Below are 21,013 nucleotides of genomic sequence, written 5' to 3'. Positions count from 1 at the left end.
ATAAGTTTTTAAGCACGAATTGCTTCCTTGGAAAGCTTGTTATGTAAGGGATTTTGAACAATATTTGGAATTTCCATAATGCGCTAGATTGTGATATTTTTTAGTTATGGAAGCAAATATATTAAAACGTATTTTCTTTGATGAACATAATCATTGGGAACGATTTAAAGATAAATATGGAGCGAGGATCCGTCCAGTTGTTTTGAAAGAAATTGAAAAATTTAGAGGGTGTGGAGACCCTGAAAATGGATTTAAATTGTTTGTATGTGAAGGGTGTCATCATGTTCGAAAAGTTCCTTATCGTTGTAAAGGACGATTTTGTACAACTTGTTCTGTAGGAGAAAGTGAAGAATGGAGTAGACTTCTTTCAGAAGACGTACTTCAGGTGAATCATCGTCATGTTATTTTTACCGTAGATGAAGGACTTCGAGATATTTTTCTTTTGCACCGCCATTTATTAAAGATTTTTATGGATGAGGCCGCCAGGCTGTTGGTGGATTATTTTCAAAAGAAAATTAAGGTAACACCCGGTATTATCGTAGGTCTTCACACCTTCGGCACTAGAATTAATTTTAATCCGCATGTTCATATACTTGTTACAATGGGTGGGATGACAAAGATTGGAGAGTGGAAAGGGTATGATTTTCTTCCGTTTGAGATGCTTCGGAAACAGTGGCAAACCATCGTGTTAAAACTGATTCGAAAAGAGCTCACGGTGGCAGAAAAAAAGCCAATTCAATCGAAACTTCAAAAAGCATTTTCTGATAATGGGAAAGGCTTCTATGTACATGCTCCGAAACAGAAAGGAAACGTAAAAAAACAACTTCGGTATATTGGCCGCTATATTCGTCGACCTGCTATTGGGTTGAACCGGATCGAGGAATATGATGGGCAATCTGTTTCTTTTACATATACGGACAAATTAGATGGGAGGAAAAAAGTAGAAACGATATCTGTAGAAGAGTTTATTTCTCGATTAATTCGTCATATTCCAGATGAGCAATTCAAAATGATTCGTCATTATGGCATGTATGCACGTCGAATTAAAACATTATGTAAAAAACTATTAAATGAATGGCAAAAGAAAGCCAGACGTTGGATAATAAAAGTGAAAAAAACACTACGTCGTCAGACGTGGAGGGAACGAGTTATCGCGAGTGGAAAAAAAGATCCTCTTCTTTGTCCAAAATGTGAATCATTTTATGAATACAAGGGGGAAGTCTGCCTAGAAAGCAGAGAATGGAAAATAAAAGTAGCTTTATGCCAAAATACGCGAAATTATTTAAAGAGGGTGATTGATTATTTCGCCAGTAAGCAAACATCGAAAAAAGAAAAAGAAGAAAAACACAGTTGGACATAAGCGAATTAGCTATGTACAGTATGTTTGTGTAGGCTGTGCTCAAACAGAAAATATTCCCGATTCTGTGGTAAGAAGATTTGATATCATGGATGTAGGAGATTCGATTGTTCCGCCTAGGTTTTCCTGTGAACGATGTGGTGAAGATATGTATCCGCAGGATTACACAGGGATTGATGGGATTATGTACAATTTATCGGATTTTCGCTAGACGAAAAAGGACCGGGTGGTTTTCCCGGTTTTTCTTAGTTAGCTCTTACAACTAATTCTTCTGTACTGGTATCCTCTAAGAAAAAATTAAACAATGGAATATTTAATGCTACAGAAATTAATTTTAGTGTTTGTAATGATGGATTTGTGATTCCTTTCTCAATTTGACTTAACATGGAAGGTGTTATATCAGCTAACTCTGCTAAACGTTTACTGGTTAATCCGGCACCTTTTCTAAATGCCATAATTTTTTGACCAACATTAATATTGTTCATATATGTAATCCCCTTTAAATAAGTAAATGAAATTAAATTATTATTAATTTTATTTACTTATACTTAATATATTGTTAATATATACTTAATTATAATAAATTATGATTAATTTTAAAATATCGTATGTACATATGGCAGCAGCTGCGAAAAAGTGGGAAAAAGATTTACTTAGAAATAAAGGGGCTACTATTTTTGAATATACAGCTGGTTATAGTAAAGCAGTAGAAGAAGGGGGAACATAAGTTAATAAGAATCAAATGTGCTATTTTATTAACGATGAAAAATCAAAGCATGTATTTTAAGGTAATGCAGTAGTTGCTACTCGTCTGAATAATTGATATACAAATAAAAGTTGATGGATCGCATCCTCTATTTGTATATCTACCATGTGGAGTAGGATTTGGTGGAGCTTCGTTTAGTTTAAAAATTATGGTATGGGATCATGTACATGTAATTTTTGCTGGGCTATCCATTCTTCGTATATGCTAATAGGTATGATGACCGGATTATATGATGGGATTCCCATACAAGATTTTTAATGAAAAGGATTCTAATAAGTAAAGGACAACTTAAGAGTAGACTTCAATGCTGTATTGTAAAATTTTTAAGGAAGTGAAAAAAGTATGAAATCAGCTTTAAATAGTATTATGATCTCCTCGATTTTTGCAGTAGGAGGGATCCTTTCGCTTTTGTTTAATTTAATGGGGGATCAAGATTGGATCTGGAATTGGGTAGGGCTATTACTAGCATATCTATCTTTGGGCATTTTAATCGGTTTATATAATAAAACTGTGGATCACAAAACATTTCCTAAAATACTAAAAAGAACTTTGTTTATTTCCTTTAATGTAACTATATTAGGGATAATAATAGGGGTAACATACCAACTATTAGGAAAGTGGAATCTTACTATAATGATGTATTATTGGCTGATAATTTTATTACTACATTTAATTACTGTAATAACATTAGTCATCCTAGTATTCGAAAACGGTAATAGTAAAAATTACAGCTTACTATATAGTTTTATTATACTTTTAAACATTGTCCTTACCTTAGGACCAGTATTATTTCCAGTAGTTCTAACTATTATAGGAAATGCCATGAACGTTAGTGCAGGGCACTAATTTTCACCTATATAGATTATTAAAATGATTAGTCCAAAATTGAGATTGTTTAAGTTAAAAAACTTAATAAGCTAATAGGATAGTAAAACTAAACGACATAAAGTGGAATGATTTGATAGAAAGAAGATTATAATATGAAAATTAAGCTTAAGAAAAAAAGAATTATAAGTGTATTGTTAGCTATTACATTAGTAGCAATAGGGTATTACATGTTTCAATCTATTACAAATCCTAAGCTGGTAAATGCGGAAGAGGGAAACAGTGTTCAACAAGTGAGCAGTCTACCTAAAAATGAATTAAAAAAACCAATACCTAATCGTTTTGATGGTAAAGAAAGAAAAGTTGCATATTTAACTTTTGATGATGGACCAGGAAAATATACAGCTAACCTATTAGATGTATTAAAGAAAAATGATGTGAAAGCAACATTCTTTTTAATTGGCGATAATGTGAAAAGGTTCCCAGATTTAGTGAAACGAGAGCATGTAGAGAACCATTATGTGGGTATGCATAGTATGACACATGATTTTAAAAATTTATACACCAATCAGGAATATGTGAAGGAAATGAAAGAGGATCAATCTTTAATTAGAAATGTTATTGGAAACTCCCCGAAATTAACACGCCCACCATATGGATCAATGCCTGGATTAAATGAATCACTTCGAAATGAAGTAGTCAGAAATAATTTAAAAGTATGGGATTGGACAATTGACTCTCTAGATTGGAAATATAATAAACTACCTGTGGATGTAGCGGCCGCAAAAATTGTTCAAAATGTCTTAGCAGGTGCGACGTCTTCAAAGGAAATTGTTTTAATGCACGATATTCATCCACAATCTGTTGCGGCAGTTCCAGCAATTATAAAAGGATTAAGAGAAAAAGGGTATGAATTTGAAGCTTATGGTGAGAACAATCATTTTCCAATAAACTTCTGGCATGATAGCCGGATATAAAAGTATTTATGAGTTAAATGAATGGAATAAGAAATTGATATAGGGTTTAAATATATGTAAGAGCGCGTTGATCTAAATATATACCAACACGCTCTTTATTTATTTTTTATTATTTAAATGTAAGTATAGGGTTTTTATCGTATATAAATAATTAAATATCTTTTATTTTTATACAATAAATTACTTAATTGTTATATAAATATTGAATGAATTTAATTGTCGTTTTTAAAAAACAGTAAAATTGGCACAACACTAAACGTAATGGTAGTTATAGCAAGTGTCTCTTGTATCATATTATCTATACTAGGATTTTGGGGCCTTAATAAAGGGGAGCATTGTGAAGTCTTTTAATAGTATGCTGGATAACTTGCAAAAATTAATTGGAGAAGTAAAAAACACAACACAAGAAGTTACTTTTTCTACTGATGGGATGTTACAAGTTACTAAACGAGCATCTCATATATCAAGAGAGGTTGTTCATACTTATATTTGTTATCTATCTTGTCTCTTATTACTTGTATCTTCCAACCACTTAGAAACATATTCTTGCATACGAGATTCTAATGATTGAATCGTTTCATTTGATATAGCAAGTGCTTGATCCGCATACTTATTCGGGAACATGTTGCGCAAAGTAGGTTCATTTTCAGCACCATCTCCTGGTTCACGGTAATCTTCAATGATGTAATCATCGCCATTTTTTGTGACTGTCACACGGACTGGAAGTAAATGTCCTGCTTGAGGAACTGTCTGTGTTTCGCGGTTATATCCTTGCATGAGGGAATGGAGATAGACATACATTTTTTCATCCTTCATCTCAGTTCCATAGATTACATGCGTCTCAAATTGTTTTTTTGTATGATTTAATTTGTCTTGATTCCAGGCAATGATACTTTCTGAAATAAGGGAACCTAGTTTGCTGTTTAGCGGAATCTCCGTTACATCCTTTGCATCATTTTGGACTGAATCACACCCTGTTGTAATGAAAACGAGTGTGATAATGCTTACGGTAATCATTATCTTTCTCAAAATCTTATTTTCATATGTTAATGCAAAACGTCTGCTCATCAATTCACTCCATTTCTCTTCGTGCTAATCATCCACTGACATAAATATTTTATATAACAATAGTAAAATCGTCTTCAAACTAGAAACTTATTCTATCCAAGGGAATATAATACATACTATACCATTCTTACACATAACGGGAGAGACTCTATGAGAAAAGTTATAATGTATTGTGGGATCTTTAGTATGATTCTTTTAAGCGGTTGTATCCGATTCGGAAAAGACACTACAGATACCATTTATCTCATTCCAGAAGCATACGAAGGAGACCTTTTGGTTCTATACAATGTTCCAGGAGCTGAGTTGTTGCCAGAAGAAGATGGGTTTCGTGTTGTTACTTTTTCTGCAGACGGGACCGCAGTAACATCAACACCTAATATGAAATATGGGGAAGTCAACGATACCTATTACACGGTTAACAAGGAAGGAAAGCGCACCAAACTTGACGAAAGCTGCATACGCGTTGGTTCAAATGGAAGCACTACTGAAAACATCGGTGAAGAAAATGAGCATACTTTCTCATACGCGAAATTGGAAGTCACACCTAGTGCATGCTCACAAAGCTTCTCATCATACGGGAGAGAAGTACCAGAAAATCAAGAACATCCTGTAGAGAAGAAACTGAGGGACTTACTGGTGCGTGTAAAAGAGCAGTATATGAAAGTGAAGAGCTAAATTTTAAAATTCTAAAAAGGGTGAATGGATGGATGATGTTAGGGATAGGGCTAATTGTATTAGGCATTTTACTTGTCAGCATAGTATCATACCGAGAAATAAAGAAAGCAGGGGGCGTTACCTGGATTGAAATTCTAGTCTATCCCTTTTTATTATTAATATGCGCGCTACTCGAGCATATTGATTTGCCAGGGTTTTTAATATTTTTAGGTTTGGTATGTATTGTTTTTGGTAGCTGTATGGTCATGGGCGTCAATATTCTATAACATTAAGAGCAAAGCATTTAGTTCAGTTGCTTTTTTATTTTATTTTGTAATTTTTATTTTTAATGTCTATCACACTAGTTACCCAGACATACAGGGTTCCAAGTGCTGGTAAAAAACTTAGCAAGTTGAATGTATTCTCTATAATATAGAATGAAATAAAAATGGAGGAAAAATAAATAGACAATGGAAGAAAAATGTATACGTCACGTTTTAAAGATTTTAAACTTTGCACTTTATTCACCTCAGCTTTTCTGGCATTATGTTTTAAATAAGAACCCGTAAATTTGCAGATTCTCCTGGTGATGATTTTAAAATATGTAACTCAGTTTTAATCATAGAATGTATTGAGTCACTATAAAAATCAAATATTAATTTTCTAAAGAATCCTATACAAACCTTATTGTGTTAGAAATACAGACCTAATTATAACCGTTGTAAATGGATCCAATTAGATTTCGGCCATCTCAGTATCCGCATCATAACTAGTAACACTTCCTGTCATCCCTTTTAAAATACCAACATGGACTGTTGCATCCGCACTAACTGTTACAATTTTCATCACATTCAGCTCCGTTTCGATAATATGCTTTGAATTCCCGCGTGATCATTTATTCGTTAGATAACAAAAACGCACCGTAACCCAGTGCGTTTCAGACAAATATACCTATATGTTTTACTTTGTAATTTGGAAGGAGCCACCATAATAATATGAAGTGTCTATCTTCAGTACTGCTACATATGTACCTGGTGTGTAAACTGTTGTAATAGGTGTTGTGAACCTAGAATAGTAGTGGTGCCCAGCCTCACCTGCAGAAATGGTTTTGTAGCGCTGCAATTCACCTTCTCCATTCAATCTATAAATCTTTACAACACCCACATCTTTTCCGCCTATATATACCGTCGTATCAAACGTACCACCTTGTTTTAACCTACCAGGGGCTAATTCTTGTATATAGTCCGCATTGTGATGCAATAAGAAATACGTTTGCCATGGCCAATCATCCACAACAGCTGAAGCTTGCTTAATCGTATTTACTTCAGCGCGCGCTTTATCAGGTAGCGTACTGTCTAAAACGATAAAACCCGAAAAGGTTAAGGCACCAATTAAAGCAAATGAACATAATTTTTTCATATTAAATTCCTCCCGTTTATCTGACATTTTCATAGTCTACTTACAGGTATTAGGTTGTCATCCATTAATTGGATTGTTATTATAAAATCAATATATCATTTTCTTTTAATTTAATCAAATTAGAATTTTCTAACAAATTATGAGAATAGATAAAATTCTACCTTTCTCCGTTTTTTCTATCATACAGAAGAAAGAACAGAGGCGATAAAGAAATTTTATTCCTCTCTCTTTTCAAATTAACAACATTTCCCGTTTGTACGGTACGAGACTATATTAAACATAAAATAGACACGAAAGGGGATTGGAATTAGCGAATATTTACATGGAATCTAGGAGATGCAAGCTCAACATTTCATAACGGATCGATGGTTCCATTTCAACAGACTCCGAATCCGACAGTAATTTTGTTCTGTTTATTCATGAGGTAACGGAAGAGAATTTAGAAAAACTTGCTACAATTGCTCATCAGTATATAGAGGAGACCATCCATTGTTACAATTACGGCAGTGTAGAAAAAGTAGGATAAAAGAAGAAAACATACTGTTCCAAATTAATATTCCATGTGTTTTTTGAACATACATTCCTTTAATTAATGTATATATTGAATATGCGGATATATTGTGTTATGATGTGAATTAGAAACTCGCGTGTTTCAAATACAACATTTTTATCTTCTTGATGACCTCTTATCTTTCCGTAAGAGGTCTTTTTTTATCCCTCCTCATTTGCATAGCCGTTAAAATACTATGAACAGATACTAGGAGACTACTACACTGTGATACTCTCTAGTATTTTTTCTTTATCCATATTATCTATTGTTGAGTAAATGATTAATTGTTAATTTTTGTATAATATTTATAAAATAATAAAGGGGTATATATAAATAGGTATGTCCTTTTTATGTAATGATAATGCGAATTGAAGTGTAATACTGAAACGGTAAGAATCAGGGCCGAAACAGATAGTTAGGAAAGTAAAACAGTAACAGCAGACAATACTTATAATGAAAACGTTCATAATGGACTGTCTATGGATGGAGAAAAAAATACGAAAAGATAAAAGGGGCAAATGAATATGAACAGAGCCTTTAAAGGTATCGTATTAGCAGGTCTAAGTGTTAGCGGGTTGTACAATAGAAACATATGTCCTAACGCAGTCCAGAATATAAGCATGTAGATAAAGTATTCTTAGCTGATAAAATGGTAGAAGACAAGAAGACTATAGCAATGAAGAAATTGAAAGAGAACTAAGAGGTTTAGCATCCTGACTTTCTAAATAACATGAGTGTTTCTATAGAATGAATCCTTAGGAGGGCTATTGTGGAACCTTTAATCAATGGTATTTTATACTTTGTATTTTTTTTTTGGAGCACTGTTTCTTATACTGGGTACTGCATTGGTTTTATTTATCGTGGCTGCATTACTAATAATCTGGAAGGAGAATCTATCATTTCTAATGATTAGTTTAGGTATAAATATACTTGTCATTCCATTGTCTTTTTTTATTGGCGGGATGGCAACAGATTCCCCTGGTAGTACGATGCACGATTTTTGGAAAGTATTTTTCTTTATTCAGGTAATTCCGTTCCCTCTAGTACTGCTATCTTTAGTTTGGTGGCTTATTCGTCGAAAAAAAGCAAAAGTTCATGTGTAGCGTTTTTAATGCAAATAAGCTGTCCGTTTGGGGAGTTTATTGTATTTATTACTAAACGTGATTATTTCCAAAATGAATGCAATAACACTATACAGTTAAATAGAAGGTGAAACATATTGAAATCTTATCAAACGTTAGCCCACTTGTATGCATTAGGACTAGGCTGCGGGCTTTGGGATAGAGAGGAGGTAATTTCATGGTGCGATAGGTTGATTGAAGCAAATGAGCACCCGCCATATGAAATTATGGAGATATCTTTAATGTCTAAAGCAAAGCTGATATATATAGAATCGGCTTTACTGTCATATAGCCGCATAGTTGATGAAAAATACTCGGTAAATATCCTTCTTTCTGTCTTAAATGAAAAGTTAGTAGCTCAGAAATGTAATGTGAAACAAGCGCTTACTTGCTCCACTCGTTTACTAGTAAACAGAGGCGTATATTGGGAAGAGGAATATTTTGATTTATACAGCCTTGATGATAGCTATGATATTGCACAGGAAGGGATCCATTTTAATAAAGAAGATGTGATTACTGCTTATATCGATACATTAGGTGCTTTTCGCGTCCATTTTAACGAGTTTGAAGATCTATATTTGCAAGTCATGAAACAGAAGTGGCAAGGGTAGAAGGCAGGAAAAGGAATCATTGAATCGTAAGAGTTACTTCCTGTATTTATCACCAAATTTATCTAGCCAAGACGAATCTGTCTTCGTGTTGATGAATTTTTGTCTCTTAATAACTTAATGCTATCATCTTTAATTTTTCCGACAGCAAGCAAAGCTAGCATTTTTAATGCATAATCAGACGCTTGTAAAGGAGCATCACTAATTAAATTTTTACCAGAGAGTAATTTATTTAATTAGTAGAAAAAGGAAGGGACCTATTTGGCTCCTTCCTTTTTCTCATACATACATAACGCTTGTTGACAACTTATGAAATAATAGCATTCATCGCTATTAAAATATAGCACTAAAAGCGATTTAATGGATATGCAATTATACATATCTGTTTAATTGCATGAATGGGAACAAAATGATTTAACTCTTCCGGTATGGAAACAAATAGATTCAGGTATATTTAGGGTAAGAAGACCTGATTATTGATTGCTGGTTAAATCATATTTCTACGTATCTGAAACAAATTATTTCACTGGATTGTATGTTATAGATGGTGAGGGATTTATGAAATGTAGATTGTTTCTTGGTTTTTTGCTCGTGATTTTACTTTGAGGATACATCGGAAAAGAAGTTACGTTATATACGATTCAAAAAGGGTTATTAGTTAGTGCATCCATAGATACGCTCCGTTTCCTGTTTCCTATCATACTAAATTACCATTCCAAGCAGATACCTTCTCTTTCAAACAATTCATCCATTGAATAAAGATAATTCCGCCATACGTATCGGAGGGCATGAAGCTTTCTTAATACCATTTGGAATATATTTCAATATACTTCCGATACTATAACAGATCGAAAATTTCTCTATTGGAGGTATATAATGGCATATCCATTTCGTAACTTAGTATTTGAAGGTGGCGGAGTAAAGGGAAGCGCTTATATAGGTGCCATCCGTGCACTAAATGAAGAAGGGATTTTACCAGAAATACAACGATTTGGGGGGACTTCAGCAGGAGCGATTACTGCATTACTTTTAGGTCTTTCCATTCCATTCGCAGATCTTGTAAAAATCCACAAAGACATGAATTTTAAAGCGTTTAAAGATGATGATTTTTCGATTGTACAAGATAATATTCGTTTATTTTTTGATGGTTTTGGTATCTATAAAGGGGATTTCTTCACTGAGTGGGTAGGAAAGATCGTTGAAAAGTGGACAGGGAGTAAGGACACAACCTTTCAGCAGTTATATGACAAAACAGGAAAAGACGTGTTTTTCCAAGGAACGAACATTTCTACACACCAGCTTCGTACGTTTTCTCGCGAAACGACACCTGATGTCCCGTTAGTAGTTGCTGTGCGGATTTCGATGTCCATCCCATTCTTTTTTAAATCTGTGGAATGGGATAAAGATTATTATGTAGACGGAGGTGTACTGGATAACTACCCAATTCGTTTATTTGATCGGAAAAGTTTTGTGAATAAAGAAGAACACTTCACGACCACAGATACGATTGACGAGGTTAATAAACTGGTAAGCAATACGGAGGATCATTCTACACTAAGAAGCTTACACACGAAATACAATGCATCTTTCTTTGATCCTGCAGATGAAATTGTCTACAACAAAGAAACACTGGGTTTCCGTTTAGAATCTCAGGCCGAGATTGCCATGTTAAAACATATCGCAACTTCAACAGAACATCATATTGGCCATTCTCTTATTCATTTTGCATGGAATTTGTCTCAAACGATGATCAAAGGTCATGAGAGCGGAAAAACAACCAAAGAAGATGCTGCCCGTACTGTATTTATCAATACATTCTTTACGCCGTCGTTTAATTTCGATATCACAGAAGAAGAAAAGAAAACACTCATGAATTCAGGCTATACTTCTACTAAAGACTATCTACATCAGTTTAATACGTCTGAAGTAAAATTGTTTAATCGACCATAAAGCCGAGTGCAATGCACTTGGCTTTTTTTAATCGTCCTGTAAATTCTTTTTTTAGTAGCTAATAAAAATTCAGATAGACTATGCATAGAACAAGAGAAAGGAGATAACAGAAAGTAATAAATATAAGTTTTGATGACTTCTTATTTTGTAAAACTAGGGTGTAGAAAGGGTGAAACAGGTGGAAGAAAAACGAATTATGATTTATACAATTTTTCGGCTAACACAGTACAAAAGAGAAGCCTAAAACGGTGGATAGGAATGTATCAAAAAATGAATAGAGTAGCAAGACGGATTTATTGTGAAAGTAGGGATTTTCCTTTTTCTTTCTACTGATAATAAAGCGTTATGTAGACTGGGAATGTATAAGGTATTCATTGCTATTCCTTCAAAATGCTGATGTTACATCATATTAAAATAACCTCTAATTTAAGTATTGAAATTCTCTAAATCTCAATGTATTATATTCTTGTATTTTCTCACTTTGCTAAGCCTAGAAAACATCATCACTTCTGAAAGAACTCGAACTCCAGCGGGTTCTTTGAATTTACTTGAACTTATTTTTGAATCATTGTATTATATTTCCGAGTCTTACTCATATAAATCATTATCAGGAGAATCTGCAAATTTGCAGGTTCTTTTTTATTTTATTGAAAGTAAAATTTTAGCCAGTCATTTATTTTCATATTTTTGGTTTTTATACGTGTTTGGTAAAAATCAATGAGTTGCAAAAAAATACTATGCTGAAATCTAGTTCGGTATAGCAATGTGCATATAAAAGATCCCACTTTGCTATATCCCCTAAAAAGAGTCATAAAAATCTATATTTTTTTAATTCAGTTGCATACTACAAAACTTCTTTTAAAAGAAATGTATGTACATACACATTATATTTTGTTCCATAACTCTCTAACTTTTGTTCACGAGAGTCTGTTAAGTACAGGATTATTGGCGGGTGGTGCAATAGGTGCAGAAGAGGTGAAAACAAATGAAAAAGTACAAGTTGCTGTTGCAGGTAAAGAGGGAAATATAACGTATAAAGAAATTGATAAAGCAGAATCTCCATTGTTATTTGGAATGTATCCTTTATGTTAAGATCCGAATGGGAAGTTTGTTTTTTCTGATAATTAATATTTATACAAATTGTGTAATTAGTATACGGAAGTGGTTTTAAATTTCATTAATGTATTCCTTTTCATCTGAATGAATTATTTATTGCAACAGATTTCCCGTCCAAAATAAGATGTTCAAACAAAAGACAATATAAGTATCTTTATAATGATTTTTCAATATAATCAATGTGTTTATGAAAGGAACTCTGTGTTATTTTTGCTTTTTTACTAACTAATACAGCTTCAAACAAAGGACACAATTGCTACATACTAAGTGTGATTTATTACCTATTCAAAATTCTGTCTATTCAATCTTTCTAAAAATAAAAAAAGATTAAACTTATAAATATACAAGTTATAATGAGGGCGTCGAGACACAATTTATTACCTCTAGAGAAAATATCAAACCTTGTTTTGGATTAAAAATTCTAAAGAACTTGCCAGTAATTTTTTAAAATTGGACATACTGATATGATTACTATACGGTGGATAGCGGATTAGAAGGAAAGTTTATTCAACTCAATAAAGAAAGCGTTATCAAATGAAACTTGTTTTGAATCGATCATTCTAACAACTTAGATTCAACTACAGCTAAAAATAATAAATTATGGGGGTGCTTATATGAACATAAATGTAGCATCTATTAAAGAAAAAAAGATTGTTAAATACAAAAGTTGTTTTGATGTGATTGGGCCCATAATGATAGGCCCTTCAAGTTCACATACTGCAGGTGCTTTGGCTATTGGAACAGTTGCTAATAAATTATTTCAAGGTCTTCCCAAAAAAGTTGTGGTAAAGTATTATGAATCATTTGCTGAAACCCATAAAGGTCACGGAACTGATTTTGCAATTATTGCTGGTATATTAGGCTTTGCTGCTGATGACAGCAAAGTGCCAGATGCTATTAAAATAGCAGAGTCTAAGGGAATTGACATTACCTTTATTGAAAAATTGGGTAATAGTCCTGCTGGTCATCCAAATACGGCAGATGTATATGCAGAGGATGAAAGTCGAAGTATTAGAGTAATGGGGATTTCGGTCGGTGGTGGGTTGATTGAAGTCAAACATGTTGAAATTGATGGATTTAGCTTAAATCTGCAGGGGCCATTGCCAGTTGTTATTGCGATTTCAGAAAGAGCTGACTTTGAATTTGTTTTACGCAGGATCTTTAAACAATATGATGTGGAAATTAACAACTTTCATAGTTTGGAAGATAAAACAAAATATTTATATGCATTCGCTTTGGATTCGATATTGCCAGGTAATGCTCAGAAGGAATTAGGAGATTTAAGCAATATAGCTAATCTTATTATTCTTTAGTCACATTTAGGAGTGAAAAATATGTATATGGCCATAAAAGAAATTGTGGATGCAGCTAATAAAAGCCAAAAGCAAATTTATGAATTAGCAATCGAACAGGAAATCAAACAAACTAAAATTTCTTATGAAGAAGTATGGAGTAAAATGGAACGAAATTTAGCGACTATGCAACATGCAATAAATAAAAGTATCGAGGGCGACGGTGTATTTTCTCCAACAGGTTTGACCGGAGGGGATGCTGTAAAAATTAAAAACTATCGAGAAAATAGGAAAACTCTTTCTGGAGATTTGATGGTGTTAGGGATTCAAAGTGCTATCGGTGTTAATGAAGTAAATGCTGCATTAGGAGCTATTTGTGCAACTCCAACAGCAGGTGCGAGTGGGACGACTCCGGGAGTCCTATTTAGTATTAAAGATACGTTGCAGTTAAGTCATGAAGATATGATTCATTTTCTATTCACTTCAGCGTTATTTGGAACGATAGTCGCAAACAACGCTTGTATTTCAGGAGCGTACGGAGGATGTCAAGCTGAAGTAGGAAGTGCCTCAGCGATGGCGGCTGCAGCTGCGGGTGGAACGCCACAGCAATCTTCTGAAGCTTTTTCGATTGCATTACAAAATTTACTCGGTTTAGTTTGTGATCCGGTCGCTGGTTTGGTAGAAATTCCTTGTGTAAAGAGAAACGCCATTGGAACGGCAAATGCTTTAGCAGCAGCGGACATCGCATTAGCCGGCGTAAACAATCTCATCAATGCTGACGAAGTGATTGAAGCCATGTATAGAGTTGGAAGACAGATGCCTCGCGAATTAAGAGAGACAGGTTTAGGTGGTATTGCAGCTACACCTACAGGAATTGCCATTAAAAATAAAATCTTTGGGGAGAAACAATTAAATCAATAAGTTATCGAGTGTATTGTGAAAATTTTAACAATCTTTACTCTATTGTTCGCCTAAGGATGTCTGTATATTGGGGGAGTTATCAATAAAATATACTACTATATAATTAAAATATTTTATAAGTGGTAATAAACCCTTCAGGTTGATGCTTCGCTAATTTTTTAATTTTTATTAACCTAGAAGGGGGATATTCGTTGTGGCGCACTATATAAGCTATTCATTTTTCAAGAACGGTCTATATTCCTATATCTAAAAAAAGAAAATTAAGAATAGGACACAAGGAGGAATTATTATATGGATGGGAATACTGCAAAAAACATAGAATTTCAAGCTGATAACACTGCAGTAAAAAATGAGAAATATCTAGACCCTAAAAAGTGGCATAAACAGGATACTACCTGGGCATTGAGCCTTTTTGGAACAGCAATTGGAGCAGGAGTACTCTTTTTACCGATTAATGCAGGTTCAGGTGGTTTATTATCATTGCTGTTAATTACCATACTTGCATATCCTGTTATGTATTATTCACATAGGGCGCTTGCTAAAATGATTTACGCTTCGAACTCTGCCGATGAGGGGATTACAGGTACAATAAGAGAGTATTTTGGAAATAAGGCAAGTATCATTTTTAATATTGTGTATTTTGTCTCCATTTATACGATCGTGCTGATGTACTCGGTCGCACTTACAAATACCGCTAGTAGCTTTATCGTGCATCAATTGCACATGTCGGAGCCTCCAAGGTCCATTTTATCGCTTGTCTTAGTACTCGGTCTTATCGCTATACTAAATTTTGGTCAAGATATAACTGTAAAGATCATGAGCATGCTAGTGTATCCTTTTATAGCTTCTCTCCTTTTTATCGCAATATCTTTGATTCCACAGTGGAATACGTCAATGCTTAGTTTTTCAAGTGTTTCTACTGCTTCAACAGGAACAGGATATTTAGGAACGATATGGATGATACTTCCAATCATAGTATTCTCGTTTAATCATTCGCCTATGATTTCGTCATTTGTTATGAAACAGAGAGCTACGTATGGAATAGATGCTACTGATGCTAAATGTGCTCAAATACAAAAAGTTTGTTATATTATGACATTCGTAGTTGTTATGTTCTTTGTTTGGAGCAGTACCTTAAGTTTGACTCCAAATGATCTTAAGGTGGCAAAAGAACAGAACTTGTCAATCCTATCATATCTTGCTAATGAGCTTAATTCGCCAGTAATCACTATTGCAGCTCCTATCATTGCATTTGTGGCTATTACAAAGTCTTTCCTTGGTCATTATATAGGAGCGTATGAGGTAATGCGTGACATGATTATCAAGTCCAGTAAAAAACGTGGGAAAGATATAGGAGAAAAAACAGTTAAGACAATGATTCTTACTTTTGTCGTATTAACATGCTGGTATGTTGCTTATACAAATCCAAGTATTCTTGGAATCATTGATGCCCTTAGCGGTCCGCTAGTTGCTGCTATCTTATGTATACTACCAATGTATGCAATCCATAAAGTATCAGTACTTGCTAAATACAAAGGGAAATCGAGCAATGTATTTGTCATTATTATAGGTATTCTTACTGTCCTAGCAAGTATTAAGTCATTATTCTAATCCACTATTGTTAGTATCGATGCAAAAATCGTGGGATATGGAAAAAAGAAAGATTCTTATCGGAACTGAATTCTATATTGTTAAACTAAAGAAATCATGGTTTTGGACAAACTCCTCACATTGGAGAGTTTGTCTTTTTTTATTATATGCATAACTTTTATCATTTTAACCAAGAAGACCCCTTCCTCAAGGAACGCGAAATAAGTAGGTGGGAGATGAATTGGCTAAAATGATAAACTGGTGACCCAGTATGTAGAAGTGAAAAAGGGGAAAACTATTGTATAATTATCGATAATTTAGGGGGCGCCAAATGAAGCATAATAAAGAAGTAACACTTGGGGATTACGTTCAATTTTCATATCGTAAAAATCCTAATTTGCAATTAATGGGATTTGTGGTGAATGTTTTACAAAATACAATTGTTGTAGATATTGCGGAAAGAATGGATATCGAGATAGATGATTTTAGGCAGGTTGTAAAGCATGGTTATTATAATAAAGTGGTTCATAAGCAAATAAAGAATAGTGTTTCATAAAAAAGTGCTCCTATATAAATTTAGGAGCACTTTTTATGGAGAGAATTTCCGCAAAGTTTTTTTGTCAGAGGTATAAAATTTTCATATGAAAATACGTTTTGAAGATATTTTCTTATTTGTTAATTAATAATTTTTTCAATCTTTATAGCTGTTATGAATTTAAAATATTATTCATAAAAATTTCACATAATTTTATTAAAAAGAAAAATACTAATACTTGTTTTAATACTTTACCTAGAGTTATTAAAACAAATTTACTAACTGCGAAACAAGGAGGCATCACTGTGGACATTCGTGAAGGATTAATTCCAACAGCTTTAGGTACAGCAGTGACAGCAGCAGGTTATGCTCTTAAACAAACTCGTGGAACTAATAAAATGATTGCAAATACAGTATTTGGTTTTGGTTTAGCACACGTCGTTTTAGGTGTAATCGATCTTGTTGAACATCGTCGTTAGAACGAAAGGCAAGCATTGATATATGCTTGCCTTTTTGGGAGTACATTTATTATTCATTTTTCAAATATGTTTGTATGACGTAATCATTATCAATGTAATTAAATAGTTACACTACAAGGAAATTAGAAAGTAAAACTGTGAGCATTGAATTTTATGAAATGAGATGGTGATGGAATGGAATTTTCTTCTGAAAGTAATACGTATCATGCTGGTGACATTGTTTATATTTTTTACCGAAATCCTCATACTCAAGACGTAGCTAACATACAAGCTGCAGCAGTTGTAAATAATCCTGAAAGACCTAATGAATTAGCACTATTTCTTTACGAAACGTATTATCCACTAACAAATGAGATGGCTATATATGCTACCGAAGATGAGGCAAACCAAGCTTACACTTACTATTATGGTGATATTTCAGAGGGGATGTTAGAATGAATAAGCCATTTATGCCTAAGCTCGTATATTTTGAACCGAAAGCACTAGATTATCCTTTGGGGAAAGAGCTGTTTGAGAAGTTTTCAAAGATGGATGTTGAAATTCGACATACTACTTCTCATAATCAAGTAAGAGATTTGCCAGGGGATAACGATTTTCAAAAGTATCGAGTAGCAAAATCCACGCTGGTTGTTGGTGTTAGAAAAACACTGAAATTCGATACTTCCAAGCCTTCAGCAGAGTATGCAATTCCTTTTGCAACGGGATGTATGGGACATTGTCATTATTGTTATTTACAAACAACGATGGGAAGTAAGCCTTATATACGAACGTATGTAAATGTTGAAGAAATTTTAGATGCTGCTGATAAATACATGAAAGAGCGTGCACCTGAAGTAACAAGATTTGAAGCGTCGTGTACTTCAGATATTGTAGGAATCGATTATTTAACGCATACCCTTAAACGGGCCATTGAGCATTTTGGAGAATCTGAATATGGGAAATTGAGATTTGTTACGAAATTCCACCATGTAGATCATTTACTTGATGCTAAACATAATGGAAAAACAAGATTTCGCTTTAGTGTAAACGCTGATTATGTGATTAAAAACTTTGAACCAGGAACTTCTCCCTTAGCTAAGCGAATTGAGGCAGCAGGAAAAGTAGCTAGAGCTGGATATCCTCTTGGTTTCATTGTAGCTCCTATTTACCTACATGAAGGCTGGAAGGAAGGATACTATCATATGTTTGAACGCCTAAATGCTGAATTACCTCTTGATGCACGGGATGATATTACATTTGAATTTATTCAACATCGTTTTACAAAGCCAGCTAAGAGAGTGATTGAAAAAAACTACCCGATGACAAAATTAGAATTAGATGAAGAGAAAAGAAGGTATAAATGGGGGAAATATGGAATCGGAAAATACATTTATCAAAAAGAAGAAGAAGAGGATATAAAAAATTATCTCTATTCCTATATGAAACAGTTCTTTCCTAATGCAAAACTAGAATATTTTACATAAAAGAAACGAACAAAATTCATTACATCATCAATCTAAAAAATTACTCACTCAAAAAAGTGATATTGGTCAACAATTCGCTAATAAATCATTTGAAAAATTTATATACGAAAGTCTTTTATGTAAAAATATGTTTCATTATGAGCTGAATCCCAACAGTTAAACAGAAAAATACAGTGGTTGCTCTGAGTTAATGGAGATAGAAGAAAGAGGATTTGTAGTAGGCGCGTCTTACGATATTGTTAAGGAAAAGAAATCAAATCCAATTATGAAAGGGACGTATCAGATGGTACTTCCCAGTAAGTTAGCGCAGCAAGGTGGAAAAGGGGCAGGGAATAATTATATTAATGTGAGTGCAAAAGCAGATAGTGTATTTGAACAAATACGAATTATTGCTAAAAAAATTAGTCGTGAATTATTTTTTCCGCATATACAAGTGATTATTTTTTCTGAAAAATCACTCTCGAATCCTAATGTTTTACAGAATACGCTAGATGTACATATTCGTGATCATGAAATGAGAAGAAACATCCGTCTATTTGTTTCTCGAGGGTACTTTGGCGGAGTTGCATTTTAGCGATTATAAACAAGTTATGGATGAAAAACGCTTAACGAAGGATATTTCAAAAGAGATGGAGCAAAGGATTCAAAAATCAATAAAGCTTGTTCAAAAAAATATAAGGTGGATGTATTAGCATTAGGAGAAGTATATAAGCGGAATAATTATAAAGAATGGAAGAAAATAAGTAAGAATTGGGATCAAGGTGAAAATTATTTTAGTAATGCTGACATTAATGTTTATGTTCATCCAGTAATTGAACATTCAGGCTCAACTTTACCGAAGAGAGTGAAATAAGGTGATTTAAGTCGTTAGCGGATTAGAAATACGCTAAACGATATTAATGCTGGTTCTGCATTTTCAATCAGTGCAGACTTATGTACTTTAAACGTGATTAATAAATTATATTTGGCTTATTATGATCCTTTGGTTAGCACTAGTTAGAGTTATAGTAAAAATATTAAGTAGAAACGACTTATTTTTAATAATAAGAGGAAATATGTTACTGAAAAGTAAGGAGACAAATTATTACTTTTCTAAAGAGTCATTAGGTTCGTACAATGATGCATTAAAGTGATTCATAAGGGATTCTGAATGCTAAGAGAGTGAGAATGAATTACAAAAGAAAGGTGCATAGGCGCCTTTCTTTTTTTGAAGGGATTTTTTGTTACGAGTTAGTACAAAATTGGGTTCAGGGGGTACTATAAAATTTTAGCTTGATGGCGATGGGGTAGCATCCACGTCTATCAACATCACTACACCTATATTTAATACTGCGTTACGTGCCTTTAATCAAGTGAAAAACAAGACCCATTTTGTAAAAACTGAAACCAACGTTTTCTAAACTGAATTTGAGCCATATCTGCATGAACGTGGGCCTCCATTTTTAAAGCTTCTGGTATAGGTCTAGGATGTTGACTTTCTACAATAATTTGATCCTCTTTTAGTACTCTTAAACTAAATTTAGCTAAAATTTGGTCTAGTAAAGGGAAGTACTTTAAAAATGTCCTTCCGGTATATCCCATAATTAATGTCTCTTCTTCATCAATTGGTTTAAACGTAATATACGGAATAAATGACTCATTCTCCTGTTTGCCACTGTGAAGCATCCACTGATGTGGGAATTTGTATTCAAGGTAAGCATCACCATTTGAGAATATAAACTGATCCAGTGTTCCCTCCAGCTTATAATTGGTTGATTCGGCTTTTGTTTTTCTACCAATCGTTTTTTTATGTATATAAGCAAGATGAGCAGTATCCAGCACAGATTCGATTGATCGAGTAAGGTGTGCATTCCAAGTGGCGTGGAAGAAAGAGAGTTTAAAAGGAGTGTTCTCCATTACATGAAAAGTTTGCCATTCAGGTGGAGTTTCCTCACTATCAGGGTATATCCAAATCAACCCAATTTTTTCTCTTACAGGGTATGAGAAGGTATGAGCAAATTTCGGGATAGGTTTATTGGGTTGGGATGGAATTCTTACACAAGTACCACAACTATCGAATTCCCAACCATGGTAGGGACAGACTAGTTTACCATTTACTACTTGTCCCAGTGATAAGTCAGCGCCACGATGAGGGCAGTAAGGTGATAGAGCCTGAACTTCGCCTTTTTCATCCCGATATAATACAAAATCTTTGCCAGTAACTCTTTTTTTACTGGGATCTTTTTTATATCTTTTACATAACTCACAGCATACCAATTACGTGGGAATACTCTATTTATATTTAGAGTCATTTATTTTCTCCTTCTTTTTTATTCACCTAGT

19 protein-coding genes and 3 pseudogenes are annotated in these 21,013 nt (G+C 33.7%); 18 read left to right on the top strand and 4 right to left on the bottom strand.

The features are described 5' to 3' along the window. Positions 1 to 106 precede the first annotated feature (106 nt). Positions 107 to 1,360, top strand: coding sequence for an IS91 family transposase (locus MHI28_RS04335; RefSeq protein ID WP_100910182.1), 1,254 nt, complete (start codon positions 107 to 109; stop codon positions 1,358 to 1,360). A 245-nt stretch (positions 1,361 to 1,605) separates the two neighbouring features. Here MHI28_RS04335 and MHI28_RS04330 read toward each other — a convergent pair. Beyond that, positions 1,606 to 1,842, bottom strand: a pseudogene (locus MHI28_RS04330) (helix-turn-helix domain-containing protein); the annotation flags it as partial. Between the two features lie 101 nt (positions 1,843 to 1,943). On the opposite strand from MHI28_RS04330, the gene MHI28_RS04325 reads away from it, so the two are divergent. The 3 genes from MHI28_RS04325 to MHI28_RS04315 all read left to right on the top strand — a co-directional run bounded on the left by MHI28_RS04325 (position 1,944) and on the right by MHI28_RS04315 (position 3,925). Next, positions 1,944 to 2,084, top strand: a complete 141-nt coding sequence (locus MHI28_RS04325; protein ID WP_003260087.1) for a hypothetical protein — start codon at positions 1,944 to 1,946, stop codon at positions 2,082 to 2,084. Positions 2,085 to 2,465: 381 nt separating this feature from the next. Beyond that, a complete protein-coding gene (locus MHI28_RS04320; protein WP_000833540.1) occupies positions 2,466 to 2,969 on the top strand; it encodes a DUF3902 family protein in 504 nt (167 codons plus the stop codon). Between the two features lie 134 nt (positions 2,970 to 3,103). Further along, positions 3,104 to 3,925 (top strand): peptidoglycan-N-acetylglucosamine deacetylase, encoded by an 822-nt coding sequence (locus tag MHI28_RS04315; RefSeq protein ID WP_000694595.1) that lies wholly within the window; start codon positions 3,104 to 3,106, stop codon positions 3,923 to 3,925. A gap of 492 nt (positions 3,926 to 4,417) precedes the next feature. On the opposite strand, the gene MHI28_RS04310 is transcribed toward MHI28_RS04315, so the two are convergent. Further along, positions 4,418 to 4,993, bottom strand: a complete 576-nt coding sequence (locus tag MHI28_RS04310; RefSeq protein ID WP_000091045.1) for a hypothetical protein — start codon at positions 4,991 to 4,993, stop codon at positions 4,418 to 4,420. 150 nt (positions 4,994 to 5,143) lie between these two features. On the opposite strand from MHI28_RS04310, the gene MHI28_RS04305 reads away from it, so the two are divergent. Together MHI28_RS04305 and MHI28_RS04300 are read left to right on the top strand one after the other, a co-directional pair. Further along, a complete protein-coding gene (locus MHI28_RS04305; protein WP_001233342.1) occupies positions 5,144 to 5,668 on the top strand; it encodes a DUF6843 domain-containing protein in 525 nt (174 codons plus the stop codon). Between the two features lie 32 nt (positions 5,669 to 5,700). Then, positions 5,701 to 5,934 (top strand): hypothetical protein, encoded by a 234-nt coding sequence (locus tag MHI28_RS04300; protein WP_000979114.1) that lies wholly within the window; start codon positions 5,701 to 5,703, stop codon positions 5,932 to 5,934. Between the two features lie 673 nt (positions 5,935 to 6,607). Here the strand turns inward: MHI28_RS04300 and MHI28_RS04295 are convergent. Next, positions 6,608 to 7,066: a DUF5065 family protein gene (locus MHI28_RS04295; protein ID WP_000732058.1), complete on the bottom strand. Its 459-nt coding sequence runs from the start codon at positions 7,064 to 7,066 to the stop codon at positions 6,608 to 6,610. A gap of 1,335 nt (positions 7,067 to 8,401) precedes the next feature. Here MHI28_RS04295 and MHI28_RS04290 point away from each other — a divergent pair. From MHI28_RS04290 to MHI28_RS04235, 12 genes and pseudogenes are all read left to right on the top strand, one after another. Then, a complete protein-coding gene (locus MHI28_RS04290; RefSeq protein ID WP_225986881.1) occupies positions 8,402 to 8,719 on the top strand; it encodes a hypothetical protein in 318 nt (105 codons plus the stop codon). Between the two features lie 116 nt (positions 8,720 to 8,835). Continuing rightward, complete coding sequence (locus tag MHI28_RS04285; RefSeq protein WP_000844532.1) at positions 8,836 to 9,348, top strand: hypothetical protein; 513 nt, start codon at positions 8,836 to 8,838, stop codon at positions 9,346 to 9,348. An 873-nt stretch (positions 9,349 to 10,221) separates the two neighbouring features. Beyond that, on the top strand, positions 10,222 to 11,295 hold the full coding sequence (locus MHI28_RS04280) for a patatin-like phospholipase family protein (RefSeq protein WP_000331130.1): 1,074 nt from the start codon (positions 10,222 to 10,224) through the stop codon (positions 11,293 to 11,295). 1,730 nt (positions 11,296 to 13,025) lie between these two features. Continuing rightward, positions 13,026 to 13,724, top strand: coding sequence for an L-serine ammonia-lyase, iron-sulfur-dependent subunit beta (gene sdaAB, locus MHI28_RS04275; protein WP_001024890.1), 699 nt, complete (start codon positions 13,026 to 13,028; stop codon positions 13,722 to 13,724). A gap of 21 nt (positions 13,725 to 13,745) precedes the next feature. Beyond that, on the top strand, positions 13,746 to 14,624 hold the full coding sequence (gene sdaAA, locus MHI28_RS04270) for an L-serine ammonia-lyase, iron-sulfur-dependent, subunit alpha (RefSeq protein WP_098684046.1): 879 nt from the start codon (positions 13,746 to 13,748) through the stop codon (positions 14,622 to 14,624). 291 nt (positions 14,625 to 14,915) lie between these two features. Next, positions 14,916 to 16,235 (top strand): aromatic amino acid transport family protein, encoded by a 1,320-nt coding sequence (locus tag MHI28_RS04265; protein WP_000348957.1) that lies wholly within the window; start codon positions 14,916 to 14,918, stop codon positions 16,233 to 16,235. 310 nt (positions 16,236 to 16,545) lie between these two features. Continuing rightward, positions 16,546 to 16,770 carry a DUF2187 domain-containing protein gene (locus tag MHI28_RS04260; RefSeq protein WP_000682216.1) on the top strand — a complete coding sequence of 75 codons (225 nt, stop codon included), beginning with the start codon at positions 16,546 to 16,548 and terminating at the stop codon, positions 16,768 to 16,770. Positions 16,771 to 17,054: 284 nt separating this feature from the next. Continuing rightward, the gene (locus tag MHI28_RS04255) at positions 17,055 to 17,228 is read left to right on the top strand and encodes a hypothetical protein (RefSeq protein ID WP_000354585.1); all 174 of its coding nucleotides are present in this window, start codon (positions 17,055 to 17,057) and stop codon (positions 17,226 to 17,228) included. A gap of 174 nt (positions 17,229 to 17,402) precedes the next feature. Continuing rightward, on the top strand, positions 17,403 to 17,666 hold the full coding sequence (locus MHI28_RS04250; protein ID WP_000396091.1) for a transcriptional regulator SplA: 264 nt from the start codon (positions 17,403 to 17,405) through the stop codon (positions 17,664 to 17,666). Beyond that, the gene (splB, locus tag MHI28_RS04245) at positions 17,663 to 18,691 is read left to right on the top strand and encodes a spore photoproduct lyase (protein ID WP_001039638.1); all 1,029 of its coding nucleotides are present in this window, start codon (positions 17,663 to 17,665) and stop codon (positions 18,689 to 18,691) included. The genes MHI28_RS04250 and splB overlap by 4 nt, the downstream gene beginning before the upstream one ends. Before the next feature lie 172 nt (positions 18,692 to 18,863). After that, a pseudogene (locus MHI28_RS04240) lies at positions 18,864 to 19,544 on the top strand (Ger(x)C family spore germination protein); the annotation flags it as partial. Positions 19,545 to 19,725: 181 nt separating this feature from the next. After that, a pseudogene (locus MHI28_RS04235) lies at positions 19,726 to 19,824 on the top strand (HXXEE domain-containing protein); the annotation flags it as partial. Between the two features lie 211 nt (positions 19,825 to 20,035). Here the strand turns inward: MHI28_RS04235 and MHI28_RS04230 are convergent. Beyond that, positions 20,036 to 20,947 carry an aromatic ring-hydroxylating oxygenase subunit alpha gene (locus MHI28_RS04230; RefSeq protein WP_002162798.1) on the bottom strand — a complete coding sequence of 304 codons (912 nt, stop codon included), beginning with the start codon at positions 20,945 to 20,947 and terminating at the stop codon, positions 20,036 to 20,038. Between the last annotated feature and the right edge of the window lie 66 nt (positions 20,948 to 21,013).

Origin of the sequence: Bacillus sp. FSL K6-0268, from assembly GCF_038005425.1 — a bacterium.
Classification (GTDB): Bacteria; Bacillota; Bacilli; order Bacillales; family Bacillaceae_G; genus Bacillus_A; species Bacillus_A thuringiensis_S.
This window is presented reverse-complemented; position numbering and strand designations above follow the sequence as displayed.